General features: G+C 71.7%; 21 protein-coding genes. 12 read left to right on the top strand and 9 right to left on the bottom strand.

All coding sequences use genetic code 11. The features are described 5' to 3' along the window. Positions 1-10 precede the first annotated feature (10 nt). The 4 genes from EI169_RS15415 to EI169_RS15400 are packed head-to-tail and all read left to right on the top strand — an operon-like array spanning position 11 to position 3345. On the top strand, positions 11-880 hold the full coding sequence (locus EI169_RS15415; RefSeq protein ID WP_125133100.1) for an ABC transporter permease: 870 nt from the start codon (positions 11-13) through the stop codon (positions 878-880). Beyond that, positions 877-1701 (top strand): ABC transporter permease, encoded by an 825-nt coding sequence (locus tag EI169_RS15410; RefSeq protein ID WP_125133099.1) that lies wholly within the window; start codon positions 877-879, stop codon positions 1699-1701. Before EI169_RS15415 ends, EI169_RS15410 begins: the two co-directional genes overlap by 4 nt. Further along, positions 1694-2503 carry an ABC transporter ATP-binding protein gene (locus EI169_RS15405; protein ID WP_125133098.1) on the top strand — a complete coding sequence of 270 codons (810 nt, stop codon included), beginning with the start codon at positions 1694-1696 and terminating at the stop codon, positions 2501-2503. Before EI169_RS15410 ends, EI169_RS15405 begins: the two co-directional genes overlap by 8 nt. Next, entirely contained in the window at positions 2500-3345 is an 846-nt protein-coding gene (locus EI169_RS15400) for a PaaX family transcriptional regulator C-terminal domain-containing protein (protein ID WP_240640491.1), read from the top strand. The genes EI169_RS15405 and EI169_RS15400 overlap by 4 nt, the downstream gene beginning before the upstream one ends. Here the strand turns inward: EI169_RS15400 and menE are convergent. Genes menE through EI169_RS15380 form a run of 4 tightly spaced genes read right to left on the bottom strand, consistent with a single transcriptional unit; the run spans position 3338 to position 7219 of the window. Next, positions 3338-4870 carry an o-succinylbenzoate--CoA ligase gene (menE, locus tag EI169_RS15395; protein ID WP_125133097.1) on the bottom strand — a complete coding sequence of 511 codons (1533 nt, stop codon included), beginning with the start codon at positions 4868-4870 and terminating at the stop codon, positions 3338-3340. The two genes, EI169_RS15400 and menE, sit on opposite strands and share 8 nt — an antisense overlap. A 39-nt stretch (positions 4871-4909) precedes the next feature. After that, a complete protein-coding gene (locus EI169_RS15390; RefSeq protein ID WP_125133096.1) occupies positions 4910-5362 on the bottom strand; it encodes a MaoC family dehydratase in 453 nt (150 codons plus the stop codon). 31 nt (positions 5363-5393) lie between these two features. Further along, the gene (locus EI169_RS15385; RefSeq protein ID WP_125133095.1) at positions 5394-6281 is read right to left on the bottom strand and encodes an amidohydrolase family protein; all 888 of its coding nucleotides are present in this window, start codon (positions 6279-6281) and stop codon (positions 5394-5396) included. A gap of 8 nt (positions 6282-6289) precedes the next feature. Continuing rightward, entirely contained in the window at positions 6290-7219 is a 930-nt protein-coding gene (locus EI169_RS15380; RefSeq protein ID WP_125133094.1) for an SDR family NAD(P)-dependent oxidoreductase, read from the bottom strand. Positions 7220-7307: 88 nt separating this feature from the next. On the opposite strand from EI169_RS15380, the gene EI169_RS15375 reads away from it, so the two are divergent. After that, the gene (locus EI169_RS15375) at positions 7308-7760 is read left to right on the top strand and encodes a MarR family winged helix-turn-helix transcriptional regulator (RefSeq protein WP_125133093.1); all 453 of its coding nucleotides are present in this window, start codon (positions 7308-7310) and stop codon (positions 7758-7760) included. A 48-nt stretch (positions 7761-7808) separates the two neighbouring features. On the opposite strand, the gene EI169_RS15370 is transcribed toward EI169_RS15375, so the two are convergent. Genes EI169_RS15370 through EI169_RS15360 form a run of 3 tightly spaced genes read right to left on the bottom strand, consistent with a single transcriptional unit; the run spans position 7809 to position 9220 of the window. After that, positions 7809-8051, bottom strand: a complete 243-nt coding sequence (locus EI169_RS15370) for a glutaredoxin domain-containing protein (protein ID WP_125133092.1) — start codon at positions 8049-8051, stop codon at positions 7809-7811. Next, positions 8048-8818: an SDR family oxidoreductase gene (locus tag EI169_RS15365; RefSeq protein WP_125133091.1), complete on the bottom strand. Its 771-nt coding sequence runs from the start codon at positions 8816-8818 to the stop codon at positions 8048-8050. Before EI169_RS15365 ends, EI169_RS15370 begins: the two co-directional genes overlap by 4 nt. Before the next feature lie 60 nt (positions 8819-8878). Continuing rightward, a complete protein-coding gene (locus EI169_RS15360) occupies positions 8879-9220 on the bottom strand; it encodes a hypothetical protein (protein WP_205783847.1) in 342 nt (113 codons plus the stop codon). On the opposite strand from EI169_RS15360, the gene EI169_RS15355 reads away from it, so the two are divergent. The 3 genes from EI169_RS15355 to EI169_RS15345 are packed head-to-tail and all read left to right on the top strand — an operon-like array spanning position 9173 to position 12668. Next, positions 9173-10453 (top strand): aldehyde dehydrogenase family protein, encoded by a 1281-nt coding sequence (locus tag EI169_RS15355; RefSeq protein WP_346427099.1) that lies wholly within the window; start codon positions 9173-9175, stop codon positions 10451-10453. The genes EI169_RS15360 and EI169_RS15355 overlap by 48 nt on opposite strands. Continuing rightward, the gene (locus EI169_RS15350) at positions 10450-11730 is read left to right on the top strand and encodes an iron-containing alcohol dehydrogenase (protein ID WP_125133089.1); all 1281 of its coding nucleotides are present in this window, start codon (positions 10450-10452) and stop codon (positions 11728-11730) included. The genes EI169_RS15355 and EI169_RS15350 overlap by 4 nt, the downstream gene beginning before the upstream one ends. Then, positions 11727-12668: a 3-hydroxyacyl-CoA dehydrogenase gene (locus EI169_RS15345; protein ID WP_205783846.1), complete on the top strand. Its 942-nt coding sequence runs from the start codon at positions 11727-11729 to the stop codon at positions 12666-12668. Before EI169_RS15350 ends, EI169_RS15345 begins: the two co-directional genes overlap by 4 nt. Positions 12669-12677: 9 nt before the next feature. On the opposite strand, the gene EI169_RS15340 is transcribed toward EI169_RS15345, so the two are convergent. Further along, positions 12678-14150, bottom strand: coding sequence for a peptide MFS transporter (locus tag EI169_RS15340; RefSeq protein WP_125133087.1), 1473 nt, complete (start codon positions 14148-14150; stop codon positions 12678-12680). 86 nt (positions 14151-14236) lie between these two features. Between EI169_RS15340 and EI169_RS15335 the strand changes: the two genes are divergently transcribed. After that, complete coding sequence (locus EI169_RS15335; protein WP_240640747.1) at positions 14237-15571, top strand: MFS transporter; 1335 nt, start codon at positions 14237-14239, stop codon at positions 15569-15571. Positions 15572-15628: 57 nt separating this feature from the next. On the opposite strand, the gene EI169_RS15330 is transcribed toward EI169_RS15335, so the two are convergent. Next, entirely contained in the window at positions 15629-17026 is a 1398-nt protein-coding gene (locus EI169_RS15330) for an MFS transporter (RefSeq protein WP_125133531.1), read from the bottom strand. 107 nt (positions 17027-17133) lie between these two features. Between EI169_RS15330 and EI169_RS15325 the strand changes: the two genes are divergently transcribed. The 3 genes from EI169_RS15325 (at position 17134) to lhgO (ending at position 19624) form a co-directional block, all read left to right on the top strand. Continuing rightward, the gene (locus tag EI169_RS15325; RefSeq protein ID WP_240640490.1) at positions 17134-17841 is read left to right on the top strand and encodes a GNAT family N-acetyltransferase; all 708 of its coding nucleotides are present in this window, start codon (positions 17134-17136) and stop codon (positions 17839-17841) included. Between the two features lie 54 nt (positions 17842-17895). Beyond that, the gene (locus tag EI169_RS15315; RefSeq protein ID WP_125133086.1) at positions 17896-18270 is read left to right on the top strand and encodes a VOC family protein; all 375 of its coding nucleotides are present in this window, start codon (positions 17896-17898) and stop codon (positions 18268-18270) included. 151 nt (positions 18271-18421) lie between these two features. Next, positions 18422-19624 carry an L-2-hydroxyglutarate oxidase gene (gene lhgO / locus EI169_RS15310; protein WP_125133085.1) on the top strand — a complete coding sequence of 401 codons (1203 nt, stop codon included), beginning with the start codon at positions 18422-18424 and terminating at the stop codon, positions 19622-19624. Positions 19625-19894: the final 270 nt, after the last annotated feature.

Raw genomic sequence — 19894 nt, 5'->3', positions numbered from 1 at the left:
CGACGACACCATGCCGTCCACCGCTCCCGCGCCGGCGGCCGACGCTCCCGCGAGCGCGCCCGCGACGGCGCCGTCCTCCCCGCGTGCGCGCGGGCGGGGCCGGCGCCGCGCGGCGCGCCGCGCCGGGCTCGGCGCGCTCGGCATCGTCCTGTTCGTCGGGGTGTGGCAGCTCGTGCCCACCCTGGGACTTCTCGACGGCCGCTACTTCCCACCGCCGACGACGGTGCTGCCGCGCCTGGCGGTCGACCTCGGCGACCTGGAGTTCTGGCGCAACGTCGGACGGACCCTCTCGACGTGGGCGATCGGGCTCGTGATCGCCACCGTCGCGGCGACGGTGCTCGCGACCGTCATCGGACTCGTGCCGTTTCTGCGGCGCGCGACGCATACCACGGTCGAGTTCCTCCGCCCCATCCCGTCGGTCGCGCTCATCCCGCTGTGCATCCTCGTCTTCGGCATCCAGCCGCAGGCGGCGCTGGTGATCATCGTCTTCGCGTCGTTCTGGCAGGTGTTCGTGCAGGTGCTCTACGGCGTGGCCGACGTCGACGCCGTCGCGCGCGACACCGCCCGCAGCTTCGGGCTCGGCCGGTGGTCGCGCGTGGTGAACCTCGTGCTGCCCACGGCGCTGCCCTACCTCATGACGGGGGTGCGCCTCGCCGCCGCCGTCGCGCTGATCCTCGCCGTCACCGCCGAGATGTTCATCGGCAACCCCGGACTCGGCCGCGCGCTGATCTTCGCGCAGTCGGCCGGCGACTACCCGCAGGTGTACGCGCTCGTGATCACGACGGGTCTGCTCGGACTCCTCGTGAACCTCGTGTTCCGTCTCATCGAGCGCCGCGCGCTGTCGTGGCACCAGTCCGTCCGCGGGGAGGAGGTGCTGTGACCCTCTACACGAGCACCGTCGTCACGCCCCGCCCGCGGCGGCGTATGCTGCGGCGCGCCCTGTCGGGCACGGCGTTCGCGCTGGGCCTGCCGATCGTCCTCCTCGTCGTGTGGGGCGTATGGGCGACCTTCACGGTTTCGCCGTTCTTCCCGAGTCCGCTCGTCATCGGCGACGCGTTCGTGCAGACGTGGGTCGGTCCGGCGTTCGTCCAGGACGTGCTGCCGAGCCTCGGCCGCCTGGCCGTCGGCGCCGCGCTGTCGATCGTCCTGGGCGTGGTCCTCGGCGCGATCATCGGACTCGTGCGATGGCTCGGCGAGCTGCTCGAGCCGCTGCTGGAGTTCTTCCGAGCGATCCCTCCGCCCGTGCTCATCCCCGTCGTCGCGGTGCTGCTCGGACCGACGGACGCGATGAAGATCACGGTCATCGTGGCCGGATCGGTGTGGCCCGTGCTGCTGAACACGATCGACGGCGTGCGCGGCACCGACGCCGTCATGACCGAGACCGCACGGTCGTACTCGCTCACGCGCGCTGAGCGGCTGCGCTATCTCGTGCTGCCGGCCGCGAGCCCCCGCATCATGGCGGGCGTGCGCCAGGCGCTGTCGATCGCGCTGATCCTCATGGTCATCTCGGAGATGTTCTTTTCGTCCTCGGGCCTGGGATATCGCATCGTGTACTTCCAGCGGAACTACCTGATCGCCCAGATGTGGGGCGGCATCGTCCTGCTCGGACTCATCGGCGTGCTCCTCGCGGTGCTGTTCTCGCTCGTCGAGCGACGCGTGCTGCGGTGGTATCACGGAATCACGGAGGTGGAACGTGCCTGACAACCTGCTCACCGTCACGGGGCTGCGGAAGGTCTACGACTCGTCGACCGGCAGCGTCGAGGCGATCGGCGACATCACGTTCCGGATGGATGCGGGCGAGCTGGTGTGCATCGTCGGGCCGTCCGGATGCGGCAAGACGACCCTGCTCAAGTGCATCGCGGGACTGCTCAAGCCCACGTCGGGTTCGATCGAGCTGCACGGCAAGGCCGTGACCGCACCGCCGCCGAACATGGCGCTGGTCTTCCAGGAGTACGGCCGGAGCCTGTACCCGTGGCTCACGGTGCGCGGCAACGTCGAGCTGCCGCTCAAGCACAAGCGCCTGTCGCGCGACGAGCGCGACCGGCTCGTCGACGACGCGCTGCGTGCCGTCGGGCTCGACCACGCCGCGCGCAGCTACCCGTGGCAGCTGTCGGGCGGGATGCAGCAGCGCGTCGCGATCGCGCGTGCCGTCGCGTATCAGCCCGAGGTGCTCATCATGGACGAGCCCTTCGCCGCCGTCGACGCGCAGACGCGGGCCGACCTGGAGGACCTCGTGCGGACCCTGCACCGCGAGCGCGGTATGTCGATCCTGTTCGTGACGCACGACATCGACGAGTCGGTGTACCTCGGCGAGCGCGTCGTGGTGCTGTCGAAGTCGCCGACGTGGGTGCAGGAGGACGTGCACGTCGACCTGCCCGACGAGCGCGACCAGATCACCACGCGCGCGCTGCCGCGGTTCACGGCGCTGCGCACCCACGTCTACGAGCAGATCCAGCGCGCCAAGCGCGGCGAAGCCGTCCGTCCCGCGGCGCCGGCGGCGTGACCAGGGCCCTGGAGGCGGTGCGCCCCGTCGCCGTCGAGGGCTCGGTCCTCGCTCGCAAGCCCCGCCAGCTGCTGCTCGCCCTGTTCGGCGAGTACGTGTGCGATCAGTACTTCGAGCCGCTGCGCGCATCGGTCCTCATCGGCGCCCTCGAGCCGGCGGGGATCGCGGCGGCGGCGGTGCGCACGAATCTCGACCGCATGGTGGAGAGCGGACTGCTCGCGCGCCGCCGCCTCGGCCGCGAGGTCGGGTTCGAGCTGACGGCCCACGGCAGCGACGTGCTGCGCGACGCCGCCGAGCGCGTCAAGGGCGCCGAGCCGTTCGCGCCGCAGGGCGAGGGGTGGACGGTCGTCGCCTTCACGCTGCCGGAGGACCGCCGGGCGCTCCGCCATCGCCTGCGCGCGGCGCTCACGTGGGCCGGGTTCGCGGCCCTCCGCGACGGGCTGTGGATCGCGCCCGGCGAGGTGGACCTCGCCGCCGTGCTCGACGGCGTCGAGGGCGACCTCCCCGCGGGCGCGGTGACGGCGTTCGCCGCATCCGAGCTTCCGGGCTACCCGATGGCCGACGCGGTGCGCGTGGCGTGGGACGTCGCCGGCATCCGCCGTGCGCACGACGAGTTCATCGCGTCCTGGGACGACCCGGATGCAGCGGCCGACCTGCCCGCGCTCACGCGTCACGTCCTGCTGGTCGCCGACTGGCTCGCGCTCCTGCGCGTGGACCCCCGGCTGCCGGCGGAGTACATGGGAGAGGACTGGCCGGCCGCGCGCTCGGCGGAGGTGTTCACCGCCCGCCACCGCGCGTTCGCCTTCCCGGGCGTGCGCGACTTCGCCGCCCGCGTCAGCTGACGCGGGCGAAGCGTGCGCGCAGGTCGGCCTTGCGGATCTTGCCCGACGCGGTGCGCGGGAGCTCGTCCACGACGATCACGTCCTTCGGGATCTTGTAGCGCGCGATCCTGCCGTCCAGGTGCGCGCGCACGCGGGTGAGATCGAGCTCGGTGCCCGCGGCGACGGTCGCGACGGCCACCGGCACCTCGCCCCACCGCTCGTCGGGACGGCCGATGACGGCGACGCCGGTGACGGCGGAGATGTCGCTCAAGAGGTTCTCGACCTCGGCGGGGTAGATGTTCTCGCCGCCCGAGATGATCATGTCCTTCAGCCGGTCGGCGATGAAGAGGAAGCCCTCGTCGTCGAGGTAGCCGAGATCGCCCGAGCGGAACCAGCCGTCCGACGTGAAGGCGGCCGTCGTCGCCTGGGGGTTGTCGTGGTAGCCGGCGAAGACATTCGGTCCGGCGATCTCGATCTCGCCGATCTCGCCGGGCGCCGCCGGCCCGCCGTCCTCGCGGCTGACGCGCACGTCGGTGAAGAAGTGCGGCAGCCCGACGCTGCCCTGCTTGCGGCGGGTCGCGTCGGGGGCGAGAGAGGTTGCGCCCGGGGAGGTCTCGGTCATGCCGTACCCCTGCGTGAACGACAGGCCGCGCAGCTCGAACGCGTCGAGGATGCGCGTCGGCACCGCCGAGCCGCCGCACGTGAGGCGGCGCAGGCTCGACAGGTCGGTGAGCGCCCAGTCGGGGTGGTCGGCCAGGAGCTGGTACGTCGTGGGCACGCCCGAGAGCATCGTGACGCGGTGCCGCTGGATCTGCGCGAGCGCCGCCGACGCCTCGAAGCCCTTCTCGAGCACGAGCGTCGCGCCCTTCAGCAGCACCGGCAGCGCCCCCATGCCGAGAGAGGCCACGTGGAACAGCGGCGAGATCATGAGCGCGATGTCGGTGGAGACCACGTCGTAGTCGACGATGCAGTTCAGCGCGACCCACGTGAGGTTCCCGTGCGTGAGCACGGCGCCCTTGGCCCGCCCGGTCGTCCCGGACGTGTAGATGATCGCGGCCGGGTCGGCGAACACGGTGTCGACGGGCGCGGGCGCGTCGGCGGGCGACAGCTCGCGCGCGAGCGCCGAGAGCCCCGGTGCATCCGCGGAGCCCTCGCCCGTGGAGATGCGCGGGATGCCGGCCGCGACGGCGTCGAGACCGTCGAGCCGCTCCTCGAACTCGGGATCGTGGATCAGCACGACCGCGCCCGAATCGACGAGCACGTGCGCGATCTCCGGCGGGGCCAGGCGCGTGTTCACCGGGACGAACACGGCGCCCAGCTGCGCCGCCGCGAACAGCACCTGCAGGAACCGCGGGCTGTTCTCGCCCAGGTACGCCACCGACTGCCCGCGCGCGACGCCGCGGCGCGCGAGCAGCGCCGCGACGCGGTCGACGTCGTCGGCGAGCGAGCGATACGTCGTGACCTCGCCGTCGAAGATCAGCGCCGGCTTGTCGGGCGACTTGCGCCGCCGCTGGTTCATCCAGGTGCCGAGACCGTGTTCGTGCATCGTCCGACCTCTTCGTCGAAAGGGGATGGCGGGGGTGGGTCAGGCGTAGAAGCGGTACAGCCCGCGCGCGGCGACGGCCGGCTTCGTGCCGCCCTCGATCTCGATCGTCTGATCGACCGTGAACTGGTAGCCGCCGCGCACCTCGGCGACCTCCGCGATGACGGCGTTCATCCGCACGCGCGCGCCGACGGGCACGGGGGAGATGAAGCGCACCTTGTCCAGGCCATAGTTGACCTTCGTGGACACGCCCTCGAGGTCGAACAGCTCGGTCCAGAACTTCACGGTCAGCGACAGCGTGAGGAACCCGTGGGCGATCGGGCCGCCGAAGGGCCCCGAGGCGGCGCGCTCGGGGTCGACGTGGATCCACTGCTGGTCGTCGGTGGCGTCGGCGAACAGCTGCACGCGGTCCTGCGTGATCTCGAACCAGTCGGTCCAGCCGAGGTCGGTGCCGGCGAGGGCGGGGGCATCGGCGTACGAGCGGGTGGTGGTCATGACGGTCTCCTCCGGGAGGTGGTGGTCGGGGTCAGGATGCGGCGAGGCCCAGTAGGCGCGCGGCGTTCTCGACGAGGATGCGGGGCATGACCTCGGGCTTCAGGTCGGTCTTCTCGACGTCGCGCAGCCAGCGGTCGGGGGTCAGCAGCGGGAAGTCGGAGCCGAAGAGCACGCGGTCGGTGATGAGCGAATTGGCGTATCGCACGAGCTGCGGGGGGAAGTACTTCGGGCTCCACCCCGACAGGTCGATCCATGTGTTGCGCTTGTGCGTGGCGACCGCGAGCGCCTCGTCCTGCCACGGCACGGAGGGGTGCGCCATGATGATCTGCAGCTCGGGGAAGCGCGCGGCGACCGGGTCGAGGAGCATCGGGTTCGACAGCCCTAGCAGGAATCCCGCGCCGCCGGGGGTGCCGGCGCCGATGCCGGTCTGGCCGGTGTGGAACAGGGCCACGACGCCCGCGTCCTGCAGCGTGCCGTACAGCGCGTCGTACGCCGCATCCGAGGGGTCGAAGCCCTGCACGGTCGGGTGGAATTTGAAGCCGTGCACGCCGTGGTCGCAGATGAGCGCCTCGGCGCGTGCGACCGCGTCGGGCCGGCGCGGGTCGACGCTGCCGAACGGGATGAGCACGTCGTTGTGGCGCGCGGCGCCCTCGGCGATCTCCTCGCTCGAGATCGGCGCGTGCCCGAGCTGCGTCTCGGCGTCGACGGTGAACACGACCGCGGCCATCGACCGCTCCCGGTAGTACGCGGCGATGTCGTCGAGCGCCGGCCGCGGCCCGTCGGTCGAGAAGTAGCGCGACGCGGCCTCGGCGAGCTCGGCGGGCAGCGACCCGTGGCCGTGCCCGTCGATCTCCACGTGCACGTGCACGTCGATCGCGCGCAGCGACGCGACATCGATCGCGGGTTCGTATCTCGTCATGGCGGCGGTCAGGACGCGGCGGGGCGCTGCAGCTCGTCGGGCAGCGGCGGGAACTTCTCGCCCACGCTCTGCCGGTTCTCCGCGATGACCGGGGCGAACTCCTCGCGGAGCGCCTCGAGGGTCCAGCCGCCGTCGTGGTAGGCCGTGACGACCGGCTCCGGGTGCGACCAGATCTGGATGCGGTCGCCGCCCACGCCGATCGCCTGGCCGCTGATGCCGGCGGCCTCGTCGGACGCGAGGAACGAGATGAGGCCGGCGACGTCGTCGGACGTGCCGAAGCCGAGATCGTGGCGGAAGAACGCGGGCATGGGCTCGCCCGCCGCATCCGCTTCGACGGCCGCGGCGAAGTAGGGCACGGTCGCGGTCATGGCGGTCGCGGCGACGGGGATGACGGCGTTGGCGGTGATGCCGGCGCGTCCGAGCTCGAGCGCCCACGTGCGCACCATGCCGACGATGCCGGCCTTGGCGGCCGCGTAGTTGGTCTGGCCGAAGTTGCCGCGCTGGCCCGTGGGCGAGCCGATGCAGATGATCCGGCCGGCGATCTCGTTCGCGCGCATGTAGGTCGCGGCTTCCCGCACGCACGTGAACGTGCCGCGAAGGTGCACGCCGATCACGGTGTCGAAGTCGTCGTCGCTCATCTTCCACAGCACGGTGTCGCGCAGGACGCCGGCGTTGGTGACGAGGATGTCGAGGCGGCCGTAGGTGTCCACCGCCGTCTGCACGAGCTGCTTCGCCGTCTCGGTCGGTCCGACGGGCGCGACGACGGCGACGGCCGTTCCGCCGGCGGCCTCGATGCTCTGCACCGCGGCGGCGGCGATGGCCTCGTCGACGTCGTTCACGACGACCGACGCGCCCTGCCGGGCGAGCTCCTGGGCGTACGCGAGACCGAGGCCGCGCCCCGACCCGGTGACCACGGCGACTTTGCCCTGCAGTGTCATTCGAGACTCCTTCGTCGGGATCAGTGAAGAACATATCGTTGAAGAAGTCAATCGTTATTTTCGTCATGAACTGCCCTACCATCGGAGCATGGCCCGCCCCGTGGACACCGCCGCGCCGTCGCTCGTCGACGACGTGAGCTTCCTGCTCGCGCGCGCCAACGCGCTGGCGCTGGCCGCGGGCAATGCCGCGCTCGCCGAGCACGGGCTGAAGGCGCGCTCGTACTCGGTGCTCGTCCTCTCGCTCGCGGCGGATGCGCCGACCCAGCGCGACCTCGCCGAGTTCCTGCGGCTCGACCCGAGCCAGGTCGTGGCGCTCGTCGACGGCCTGGAGACGCGCGGGCTCGTCGAGCGCCGCGCCGACCCCAGCGATCGCCGCGTCAAGGTCGTCGTCGCGACCCCCGCCGGGCGCGCGCTCGCGGCCCGCGCGCACGTGTCGGCCGGCGAGGCCGAGGAGCGCGCGCACGCCGCGCTGTCGGCCGACGAGCGCGAGACGCTGCGCGACCTGCTGCGTCGCGTCGCCTTCCCCGGCGCAGATGGCTGAGCCGCGGCATCCGGCCCGGGCGCGTCGCGACTCGCTGATCGCGAGCGGTCAGCGAAGCCGGGCGCGCACTTCGTCGTCGTCCGGTTCGACGAGCACGTCGCCGTCGGGGAAGACGACGACGGGCACCCGCGGCGAGCCACCGAGCTCGGCGGCCTGCGCGGCGGCCGAGCTCGAGGCCTCGACGTCGATGAAGACGAACGGCGCTCTCTCGGCCTCCAACAGCGCGCGCGTGCGGGCCGTGTCAGCGCAGTCGGACTTCCCGAACACCCGGATGGGCGAGTCGCCGGTCATCGCGCCGTGTACCCGCCGTCGACGGGCAGCGTCACGCCCGTGATCCAGTCGGCTTCGTCGGAGGCCAGGAACAGCACGGCGTATGCGACATCCATCGGGCGTCCGAGCCGCCGGATCGACTGGTGAGCCGTCATCATCTCCTCGTACGCGGGCAATCCGCCCGGATACTCGGCAGCGATCCCCTCCACGAGAGGGGTGAGCACGGTCGAGGGGTTGACAGCGTTGACGCGTATGCGGTGGCGCCCATAGGTCGCCGCATCCTGCTTCGTCTGCATGTTCACGGCGCCCTTGGCCACGTGGTACGGCGTGAACTCGTCGTTGCCGATGATCCCGTAGATCGAGGAGAAGTTCACGATCGCGCCCCTGCCGGCGTCGAGGAAGTGCGGCACGGCCGCCTTCGTCGCGAAGAACACGCCCTTCACGTCGACGGCGAAGACCGCGTCCCATTCCTCCTCGCTGACCTCGTGCGTCGGCTTGTCGGCCCCGATGATGCCGGCGCAGTTGACGAGCACGTCCAGACCCCCGAACGCTGCGGCCGCACCGTCGACGGCCGCCCGCACACTCGCCTCGTCGGTGACGTCCGCTCGGGCGAACATTGCGTCGCCGCCGGCGGCCCGGATGCTCTCGGCGACGGTCTCGCCCGCCTCCGCCTGGGCATCGAGCAGCGCCACGCGCGCGCCCTCTGAAGCGAACAGCTCCGCGGTCGCGCGGCCCATCCCGGATGCAGCGCCGGTGATCACGGCGCGCTTGCCGGCAAGTCGTCCCATGACATGTCCTTTCTGACGCGGGCCGCGACGCGCACGCGCCGCGGCCCCGATCGGTGATCGTCAGGCCTCGACGGGCTGCTTCGCCTCGGCGCGGAAGAGCAGCGACGCGTATCCCGACTCCTCCAGCTCCCGGCAGTACTGCTGGTACACCTGGCCGCCGCCCATGTAGACCTGGAACTCCTCGGGCTTGCCCGGAATGTTCTCGCCCAGGAACCAGGCCTTCGCCTTCTTGCCCTCCGTGTACATCACGGTCTGTCGGCCGGTCTTCTCGGTCTCCTCGCGCCACCAGTCCTCGGATTCGGGTGTCGCCTCGAAGTACTCGACGCCGTTGTCCTCCGCCCACTTCAGCGCGCGCTGCAGCCACTGGGCGCCGAGCTGGATCGGAACGATCAGGTTCCCCACCGACTCCTGCTCGACCGAGGCGATGCCATCGCCGAGATCATGACGCTCGAGAGCGGCAAGCCGCTGTCGGAGGCGCGCGCGGAGTTCCAGCTCAGCGCCGACTTCTTCCTCTGGTACACCGAGCAGATCGCGCACCTCCATGGCTCCTTCGCCCACGGCTCGCGTGGCGGGTACCGCATCGTCACCACCCATCAGCCGGTCGGGCCGACGCTGCTCATCACGCCGTGGAACTTCCCGCTGCTGATGATCGCGCGGAAGGCGGGGGCCGCCCTCGCCGCAGGGTGCACGACCGTCGTCAAGACCGCACGCGAGACGCCGTTGACGTGCGCGATGTTCGTGTCGGTGCTGATCGATGCCGGGTTCCCCGCAGGCGTCGTCAACCTCGTGCACACCACGTCGTCCTCGACGATCTCGGCGGAGGTCATGGCCGATCCGCGCCTGCGCAAGGTCAGCTTCACGGGATCGACGGAGGTCGGTGCGACGCTGCTGCGTCAAGCGGCGCCGGGCATCGTCAACGCCTCGATGGAGCTCGGCGGGGACGGCCCCTTCGTCGTCCTCGACGACGCCGACGTGGAGGCTGCCGCCGCGCAGGCGATCGTCGCGAAGTTCCGCAACGCGGGGCAGGCCTGCGTCGCCGCCAACCGCATCATCGTCCACGAGAAGATCGCCGACGCCTTCATCGAGCGATTCGTCGCGCTCGCCGAGGCGCTTCGCGTGGGGAGCGGGTTCGAACCGGGCACCGATGTCGGCCCCATCATCTCCGCCCGTCAGCGCGACGGCGTCGCCGAGCTCGTCGCGGAGTTCGAGCGCATCGACGCGACGCTTCTCACCGGCGGCCGCGTCATCGACGGCGACGGGTACTTCTTCCAGCCCACGGTGTTCGAGGTCCGCGACCGCGACAGCGACGTATGCCATCGTGAGCTGTTCGCACCGATCGCCGCGATCTACCGGGTCGAGAGCACGGCCGACGCCATCCGTTTCGCCAACGACACCCGCTACGGGCTCGCCGCCTACGTGTTCACCCGTGATCTGTCTCGCGCCTTCGCCGTCGTCGAACGCCTCGACTTCGGCATGGTGGGGATCAACCGTGGGATCATGGCCGATCCCGCGGCCGCCTTCGGCGGGGTGAAGGCGTCCGGTCTGGGTCGCGAAGGCGGCCAGGACGGCATCTACGAATTCCTCGAGCCCAAGTACCTGGCCGTCACCGTGGACGAAGAAGGAGCCCTCTCATGAGCGAGACCGCCGCACCCGCCGGACTTCCCGCACCCACCCGCACCGAGAACGACCTTGCGCTGGGCCTGCTCCGGCAGCCGCGCGCTGTGCTCTTCGGGCCCGGCCAGCGACGCCAGCTGCCCCGGATCGTGGCCGACATCGGTCGGCACGCGTTGGTGGTCACGGATGAACGGATGGCCGCGAGCACGGAGTTCCGCGAGATCGCCGACGGCCTGCGGGCAGCCGGTGTCGCCGTCGAGGTGTTCGATCGCACCGAGCCGGAACTGCCGCGAGAGAACGTGATGGAGGTGGCCGAGCGCTTCCGCGACCTGCCGATCGACGTGATCGTCGGGGTCGGGGGCGGATCGTGCCTGGACCTCGCCAAGGTCTCGGCCGTGGTGCTGGCCAACGGCGGCGACGTACGCGACTACTACGGCGAGTTCCTCGTCCCGGGGCCGGGTGTGCCGGTCGTGACCGTCCCGACCACGGGCGGGACCGGCGCCGAGGTGACGTGCATCTCCGTGGTCTTCGACGGCGAGCGCGGGATGAAGGTCGGCGTCGCCAGCCCATACCTGGAGGCGACCGCCGCCGTCATCGACCCGGAGCTCACCCTCACGTGCCCGCCCGGCCTGACGGCGGCCACGGGCGCGGATGCGCTCTCCCACCTCGTCGAGGCGTTCACCGGGCGGGCGAAGAATCCGTCGCCCGAGGAGCTCGCCACGAAGCTGTACGCCGGGAAGAACGTGCTCACCGACGTATACGCGCGCCAGGGCCTGTCGCTGCTCGGGCGCTCGCTCCCGGCCGTCGCCGCCGACCCCGGCGACCTGAAGGCGCGGACGGACACGATGTTCGCGTCCTACTGCGCCGGCATGGCGATCAACACGGCCGGCACCGCGGGAGCCCACGCGATCCAGTCGCCGATCGGCAATCTGACGCACACGCCGCACGGGTTCGGCGTCGCCGCCTTGCTGCCGTGGGTGATGCGGTACAACCTGCCGGCGCGCGTGCCGGAGTTCGCCGAGATCGCTCGTCTGCTGGGCGCGGCGGAGGACGGCGCCGGTGAGCAGGAGCACGCACGGGCCGCCGTGCGTGCCGTCGAGAGCCTGCTGCGCGCCGTGGGCGCGCCCACCGACCTGGCCACCCTCGGCCTGTCGCCCGACGACTTCGCGTTCGTCGCCGACCAGGCGATGCTCGCCACGCGCCTCACGGCCAACAATCCGCGGGAGCTGACGCGCGACGCCGTGCTCGAGATCCTCCGACACGGCCACGCGGCGGACGAGGACTGGTGGGGGGAGTGATCCCTCGCCCGATCGCGATCGTCGGGTCGGGATCGATCGGCGTCGCCTTCGCGATCCTCTTCGCCCGCTCGGGTCGCCCCGTACGGCTGTACGACGTCGACGAGAACGCCCTCGAACGGGGACGGGCGGACATGGGGGCCAGGCTCGCGCTCCTCTCGGACGCGGGCCTCGTGGGGGAGCCCACCGATGCCGTCCTTGCGAGGGTCGAGTGGCACACGGATCCGCACGTCGCGGCGGCGGATGCCGAGCTCGTGCAGGAGTGCACCCCCGAGCGCGTCGACCTCAAGCGCGCCGTGTTCGTGCAGTTCGCCGCCGCGGCACCGGAGGACGCGCTGCTCGCGAGCTCCAGTTCGGCCATCGCGCCGTCCATGCTCGTCGATGGGCTCGACGACGCTGTGGCGGCGCGGGTCGTCGTCGGCCATCCGGGCAACCCGCCGTATCTGCTGCCGGTGATCGAGGTCGTGCCGTCGCCGCGCACCGCTCGGTCGACGGTGAAAGCAGTGGCCGAGATCTATCGCGATGCCGGACTGCGGCCGGTCGTGTTGCGTCGCGAGATCGAGGGCTTCGTGTTCAACCGCCTCCAAGGGGCGGTGCTGCGGGAGGCGTACTGCCTCGTCCGGGACGGCATCGTCGACGCCGACGAGGTGGACGAGGTCGTGCGCAGCGGTCTGGGACGCCGGTGGAGCATCATCGGACCCTTCGAGACGAGCGACCTGAACGTGCGCGGCGGCATCGCCGCCCACGCGGAGCGCATGGCGGACTCCTACGCGCGCATGGGGGCGGAGCGCGGCCAGCACGACCCGTGGACGCCGGACCTCGTCGCCCGCGTGGCCTCGGAGCGGCGGGCGCGACTGCCCTTGGTCGAGTGGGAGGACCGCGTGCGATGGCGGGACGCCCGGCTGATGGCTCTCACGCCGCTGTGGGACGCCGCATCCTGACCGCCGGGGTCAGCGCACGCCCTTCATGAGCACGAGCACCGGCTTGGACATCAGAAGCAGCGCGACGCCGAGCCCGATGGCGATGAATCCGAGGATCGAGAAGTACGGCACCTCGTTCTTCGGGTCGTAGAACCCGGCGAGCCAGCCGGCGAGGGCCGTGCCGAGGGCCACCGACAGGAAGTACAGCGCGACCATCTGCGTGTGGAAGCGCTCGGGCGCGAGCGCCGTGGAGACCGCGAGCCCCGGCGGCGAGATGAACAGCTCCGCGATCGTGAAGACGAAGAGGATGCCCGTGATCGCCAGGAGCGGCGTGGCGTTCGCGGGGCCGTTCGCCCACGGGAGGAACAGCAGGAACGCCACACCCATGACGATCGCGCCGACCGAGAACTTCACGGGCGCGCCGGGCTGGCGCGCGCCCAGCCGCGTCCAGATCGCCGCGAAGACGCCCGACAGCACGATCACGAAGATCGGGTTGATCGAGTTCACCCACGAGATCGGCATCTCCCAGCCGAGGATGTTGCGGTTCAGGCGCTCGTCCGAGTAGATCGTGAGAAGCGTGAACTGCTGCTGGTACAGCGACCAGAAGCCGACGTTCACGATGAACAGCGGGATGAACGCGAACACGCGCGAGCGCTCCGTGGCGGTGATGCGCTTCGAGCTCGCGATGACGGCGAAGTACGCGATCGAAGCGGCCACGACGACGATGATCACGACGTCGGCGAGGTTGTCGGGGCGGATGATTCCGAGCAGCACGAGCGCGGCGATCACGACGATGCCCGCGGCGGCGACCGCGATCATGAGCCCGCGGCGCGACGCCGGCAGCGGGTTCGGCACGACGCGCGCCGACTCGGGCAGCTGGCGGCGGCCGAACGAGTACTGCACGAGGCCGAGCGCCATGCCGACCGCGGCCGCGCCGAAGCCCCAGTGGAAGCCGAGCGAGGTCTGCAGCGCGCCCGTGACGATCGGGCCGAGGAACGCGCCCAGGTTGATGCCGAGGTAGAACAGCGAGAAGCCGCCGTTGCGACGGGCGTCGCCCGGCGCGTAGAGCGTGCCGACCACCGAGGTCGCGTTGGCCTTCAGCCCGCCCGAGCCGACGGCGACGAGCACGAGGCCCACCCCGAGCCCCCACACCGCGGGCAGCAGCGCGAGCGCGATGTGGCCGCACATGATGACGATCGCGCTGTAGAACAGGACGCGCTCCGAGCCGAGCAGCCGGTCGGCAACCCACGCCCCGAGGATCGTGCACAGGTACACCGTCCCGCCGTAGGCGCCCACGATGCCGGTCGCGACCGCCCGATCGATCCCGAGCCCGCCCTCGGTGACCGTGTAGTACATGTAGATCAGCAGGATCGCCTGCATGCCGTAGAAGCTGAACCGCTCCCACATCTCCACGCCGAAGATGTGCGCGAGCGCCCACGGCTGCCCGAAGAAGCGGCGGTCGGTGTCGCCCGCCTCGACGGCGGTGTCGGTCTGATCGGCCATGCGGCTCAGGGTAGACCTCGACCTCCGCGTCGCGACAGCGGCCGGGGCGCCCGGCGTAGGCTGGGTAGCATTCGCCCCCACCCCGGATCGGAACCGTGACCACAGCCCCCGTCGCCCTCGCGCCCGGCTGGCGGAACTGGATCATCTGGGCGGTCGGCGTCGGCGCCTACGTCCTGTCGGTCACCAACCGCAGCTCGCTGTCGGCGGTCGGGGTGGATGCGGCGGTCCGCTTCCAGGCGGATGCATCCGCCCTGTCGATGTTCGCCGTCGTGCAGCTGGCCGTGTACGGCGGGCTGCAGATCCCGGTCGGGCTGCTCCTGGACCGTTACGGCGCGCGCCCGATCGTCACGACCGGCATGGTGCTCATGGCGGCGGGACAGGTCGTCATGGCCTTCGCGAGCGACGTCGGCATCGGTCTCGTCGCCCGCATGCTGATCGGCGCGGGCGACGCGGCCATCTTCCCGAGCGTGCTGCGGCTGATCGCGCTGTGGTTCCCCGCCCAGCGGGCGCCCGTGCTCGTGCAGCTGACGGGCGTCATCGGTCAGCTCGGGCAGATCGTGTCGGTGCTGCCCCTCGCCCTCCTGCTGCACGCGACGTCGTGGTCGATCGCGTTCGGCGCGCTGGGCGGCATGGGCGTGCTCTTCGCGGTGCTGACCTTCGCGATCATCCGCAACCGCCCGCCCGAGCAGACCTCCGACGTCTCGGTGAACACCGACACCGGCGCGATCCGCGTGGTGCGATCGTCGCCCGACCTGCGCCGTGGTTTCGCCGAGTCGTGGGGCCACCCGGCCACGCGGCTCGCGTTCTGGTCGCACTTCACGACCCCCTTCGCCGGTACGGCGTTCGTGCTGCTGTGGGGCTTCCCGTTCCTCACGGCCGGGGAGGGGCTGCCCCAGGGCGAGGCATCGCTCGTCGTCACCGCGTTCATCCTGTTCGGCATCGTGCTCGGCCCTGTCATCGGCGCGCTGTCGGTGCGGCATCCGATGCGGCGGTCCCGCCTGCTCGTGCTGCCGACGGTGGGCGTGCAGGCCGTCGCGTGGCTCATCGTGATCGCGTGGCCCGGGCCCGCGCCGCTGTGGCTGCTCCTCGTGCTCGCGGCGGCGCTCGCCACCGGCGGCCCGGCGTCGATGATCGCGTTCGACCATGCGCGCACGTACAACCCCAGCCATCGCCTCAGCACCGCCACCGGCATCGTCAACGGCGGCGGTTTCCTCGCCGGCCTGCTCGCGATCCTCTTCATCGGCATCGCGATGGACCTGCAGGGTGCGGGCACGCCTGAGACCTACTCGCTCGGAGCGTTCCGGATCGCCTTCCTCGCGCAGGTGCCGCTGTGGCTCCTCGGCGCAACGATGATCGTCGTCGAGCGCCGCCACACGCGCGTGCACCTGGGCCTCGAGGCGCCCCGCCGCCCGCGCTCCTGACCCGGCGACGCGCCCCGAGGAAGGGGTGCGGGTTCACGCGCGCGAGTGCGCGGGGGGTCAGCGGGGGAGGGACGGATGCTGCTCGGCGGAGCGCGTCGGGATGAGCAGCGCGAGCACGAGGGCGACCACCGCGGCGCCGATGCCCAGCGCGAACGACGCCTGGAACGCCGCGGCGGTGGGCGCCTGGATGTCGCCGAAGGGCTGCGACAGCGCGGCGAGCACCGCGCCGACGATCGCGCCGGCCAAGCTCGTGCCGAGCGAGCGCGAGAGCGCGTTGAGGCCGTTCGAGGCGCCCGTCTCGCTCGGCGGCACCGAGCGCATGATGAGCATCGGCATGGCGGCATATCCGAACCCGATGCCGAAGCCGATGAGGATGTTCGCCACCACGAGTTGCCACACCTCGGTCGCCCAGAAGAGCGAGAACCCGTACGCCAGGACGAGCGACACTGATCCGGCGACGAGGAGGACACGGGGGCCGACGGCGCGCGCCATCCGGCCCGACAGCGGCGAGAGCACCATCATCACCAGGCCCGAGGGCATCACGACGAAGCTCGCGGCCAGGAGTGACAGCCCGAAGCCCACCCCGGTCGCCAGCGGCAGCTCGAGCATCTGCGGGTACGACACCTGCGAGCTGAACAGGGCGAAGCCCATCGCGACGGAGGCGAGGTTCGTCAGCAGCACCGGGCGTCGTGCCGCGACGCGCAGATCGAGCAGTGGCTCACGGGTGCGCAGCTGGTACCAGCCCCAGACCACGAGCACGACGAGCCCGGCGGCGATGAGCCCGAGGGTGAGGGGCGACGTCCAGCCCCACAGGCTGCCGCGCGACACCGCCAGCAGCACGGCGAGAAGGCCCGCCGCGAGCCCCGCGGCGCCGAGGTAGTCGAAGCGGCCGCCGGTGCGCAGCACGCTCACGGGCACGATCAGCAGGACCAGCACGAACACGACCGTGCCCATCGCGGCGGAGATCCAGAACAGCACGTGCCAGTCGGCGCGGTCGGCCACGACGGCGCTGATCGGGAGTCCGAGCGCGCCCCCCACACCCAGGGTCGCGCTGATCAGCGCGATCGCCGAGTCGATGCGGTTGCCGTGCAGCACGTCGCGCAGGATCGAGATGCCCAGGGGCACGACGCCCACGACGGCGCCCTGCAGCGCCCGGCCGACGATGATCCCGATGATGCCGGGCGACAGCGCCGCGATCACCGATCCGATCACCATGACCGCCAGCAGCACCAGCACGATGCGACGCTTGCCGTACATGTCGCCGAGGCGGCCGGCGATCGGCGTCGTCACGGCCGCGGCGAGGAGCGTGGCCGTGACGACCCACGCGGTGTCGTCGCGCGACGCGTTCAGCAGCTCGGGGAGGCGCGCCTGGATCGGGACGACGAGCGAGAACATGAACGACGAGCACAGGCCCGCGACGGCGAGCACGGCCACGATGAGGCCCTGCGGGGGGATGCGGGTCAGGTGGCGTCTGTCGTCTTCTTCCCGGGGCACTCCATCGACAGTACCGCCGCGCCGGATGACCGGGCCGCCGCGGGCCTGCACGGTGGTTGACTGTGCGGGTGAGCGATGAGCCCCTGGGCATCGAGATCCGCGAACTGACCACCGCCGACGAGGCGCACGAGGCCGCACGCGTCCTGGCCGCGGTGTGGCCCGGCGACCGGCAGGCGATGCCGGCGAACATCCTGCGCGCGCTCGCGCACTCCGGCAACTACGTCGTCGGGGTGTTCGACGGGGAGCGGATGGTCGGTGCATCCGCGGCGTTCTTCGGGCCGCCGGCCTCGCGCAGCATGCACTCGCACATCACCGGGGTGCTCGCCGACCTGCAGGGGTCGGGGATCGGCCGACGGCTCAAGCAGCACCAGCGGGAGTGGGCGTTCGCGCGCGGCGTCGGGCGCATCACGTGGACGTTCGACCCGCTCATGGCCCGCAACGCCCACTTCAACCTCCGCGTGCTCGGCGCCCGCGTCACCGAGTACCTCGTCGACCAGTACGGCCCGATGGACGACGACGTCAACCGCGGCGACGCCTCCGATCGGCTGATGGTTACGTGGGACCTCGCGTCGCCGCCGGCGCGAACCCCCGACTTCGCCGACGTCGCGGCTGAGGTCATGATCCCGGGCGACATCGAGACGATGCGCCGCGAGACCCCGGCGGCCGCGGCCGCGTGGCGCCGCGTGGTGCGCGACATGCTCGTCGGGCACCTCGCGGCGGGGCTGCGGATCGCCGGCTTCGACGACGAGCGCGGCTACCTGCTCGTCCCGGCCTGAGGCGGATCGCCCGCGGGGCTGGACGCGCCGCCTCCGGCACGGTGAGGATCGCTCATGGACATCCGTCGGATCATGCCCGTCGTCCTCGCGACCGACCCGGCCGAGGCGCGACGCTTCTACGTCGACGTCCTCGGGCTGCGGCCGGCGATGGAGGAGGACGGGATGATGATGCTCGTCTCCCGTTCCACCCCGACCACGCAGATCATCGTGGCGTGGGAGAGCCCCACCGCCGTCGATCCCGAGCTGCGCGGCATCGACATCTCGATCGAGGTCGAGGATGTGGATGCGGCGTACGCCGCCGCCCGCGACGCCGGCGTGCCGATCGTGCGCGAGCCACGAGACGAGCCGTGGGGCATCCGGCGGTTCTTCGCTCGCGACGGCGCGGGTCGCGTCGTCAACGTGGCGAGCCACATCGTCCCGCGCGGCTGAGCACGCTGTCGGGGGGACGCGCGCGGCGGGGCGAAAGCGCGCTGGGCTGAGCGCGCCGGGCTGAGCGCGCTTGCGTCCGCCGCCGATCCGGGGGAGGCTGTCGGTCGAGACGTCGCTGGGGGGTGGCGTCCGGGGATCTGTGGGGGATCGGATGTCTGAACGCATCGGCATCGTCGGGGGCGGCATCGTCGGCGTGGCACTCGCGCGCGAGCTCGCGCAGCGCGGCGACGACGTGACCGTGCTCGAGAAGGAGCCGCGCCTCGCGCAGCACCAGACCGGCCGCAACTCCGGCGTCGTGCACGCCGGGCTGTACTACGCGCCCGGGTCGCTCAAGGCGCAGCTCTGCGCCCTCGGGCGCGAGCTCATCCGCGAGCTGTGCGAAGAGAAGGGCCTGCCCTACCGCGAGGTCGGAAAGCTCGTCGTCGCGGTCGACGACTCCGAGCGTGCGGCACTGGCCGAGATCGAGCGGCGGTCGATCGCCAACGGCGTGCCCGACCTCGCGCGCGTCGACGATCCAGCGCGCATGCGCGAGATCGAGCCGCATGTCGCCGGCGTGGCGGCGCTGCACTCGCCGCACACCGCGATCGTCGACTACGCCGCGATCACGGAGGCGATGGCGCAGGACGTGCGCGCGGCCGGTGGCCGCATTCTGCTCGGCCACGAGGTCATCGGCATGCGGCCGGACGGCGGGCGCGTGCGGGTGATCACGGCGCGCGGCGACGAGGCCTACGACCGCGTCATCGCGTGCGCGGGGCTGCAGTCGGACGTCGTCGCGCGGTTCGTCGGCGCCGACCCCTCGCCGAAGATCCTCCCGTTCCGCGGCGAGTACTGGGCGCTCGCGCCCGAGCGCACCGAACTCGTGCGCGGCATGATCTACCCGGTCCCCGATCCGCGCTTCCCGTTCCTCGGCGTGCACTTCACGCGGGGGGTGTACGACGACGTGCACGTGGGTCCGAATGCGGTGCCCGCGCTGGCGCGCGAAGGGTACTCGTGGCTGCGGATCTCGCCGCGCGACACCTGGGAGTCGCTGCGCTGGCCGGGTGCCGGCGCGCTCGCGAAGCAGCACTGGCGCATGGGCGCGGACGAGATCTCGGCGTCGCTGCTGAAGCCCCGGTACTACCGCAAGGCGCGCCGCTTCGTGCCCGAGCTGCGGATGAGCGACCTCACGCACAAGACCGCCGCGGGGGTGAGGGCCCAGGCGTGGGGGCGCGGCGGCGAGCTGCTCGACGACTTCGCCGTCGACCAGGTCGGACGCGTCACGCTGCTTCGGAACGCGCCGTCGCCGGCGGCGACCAGCTCGATCGCGATCGCCCGCCACGTCATCGCACACCACCTCGCCGGCGCCCGGGTCTGACGCGCGCTCGGCGCGTACGTGGGTCGGCGCACGTGGCCGGGCCGCCACACGTCGATGGTTCAGAATTCAGGCTGAGGCGTCGCGTCCGGCGCCGTCGGCGCCCGGTCGTGCCGGTGAGCCTGAATTCTGAGCGCTGGTCGGCGCGCCGAGCGCCGGCGCACGTGGCCGGGCCGCGCGCGCCGATGTTCAGAATTCAGGCTGAGGCGTCGCGTCCGGCGCCGCCGGCGCCCGTTCGTGCCGGTGAGCCTGAATTCTGAACGCCGGCGGGCG

The sequence above is a fragment of the Microbacterium sp. 10M-3C3 genome (assembly GCF_003931875.1).
Lineage (GTDB): Bacteria > Actinomycetota > Actinomycetes > Actinomycetales > Microbacteriaceae > Microbacterium.
Note: the sequence above shows the minus strand (reverse complement) of the source record. Positions and strands in the feature narration are given on the sequence as shown.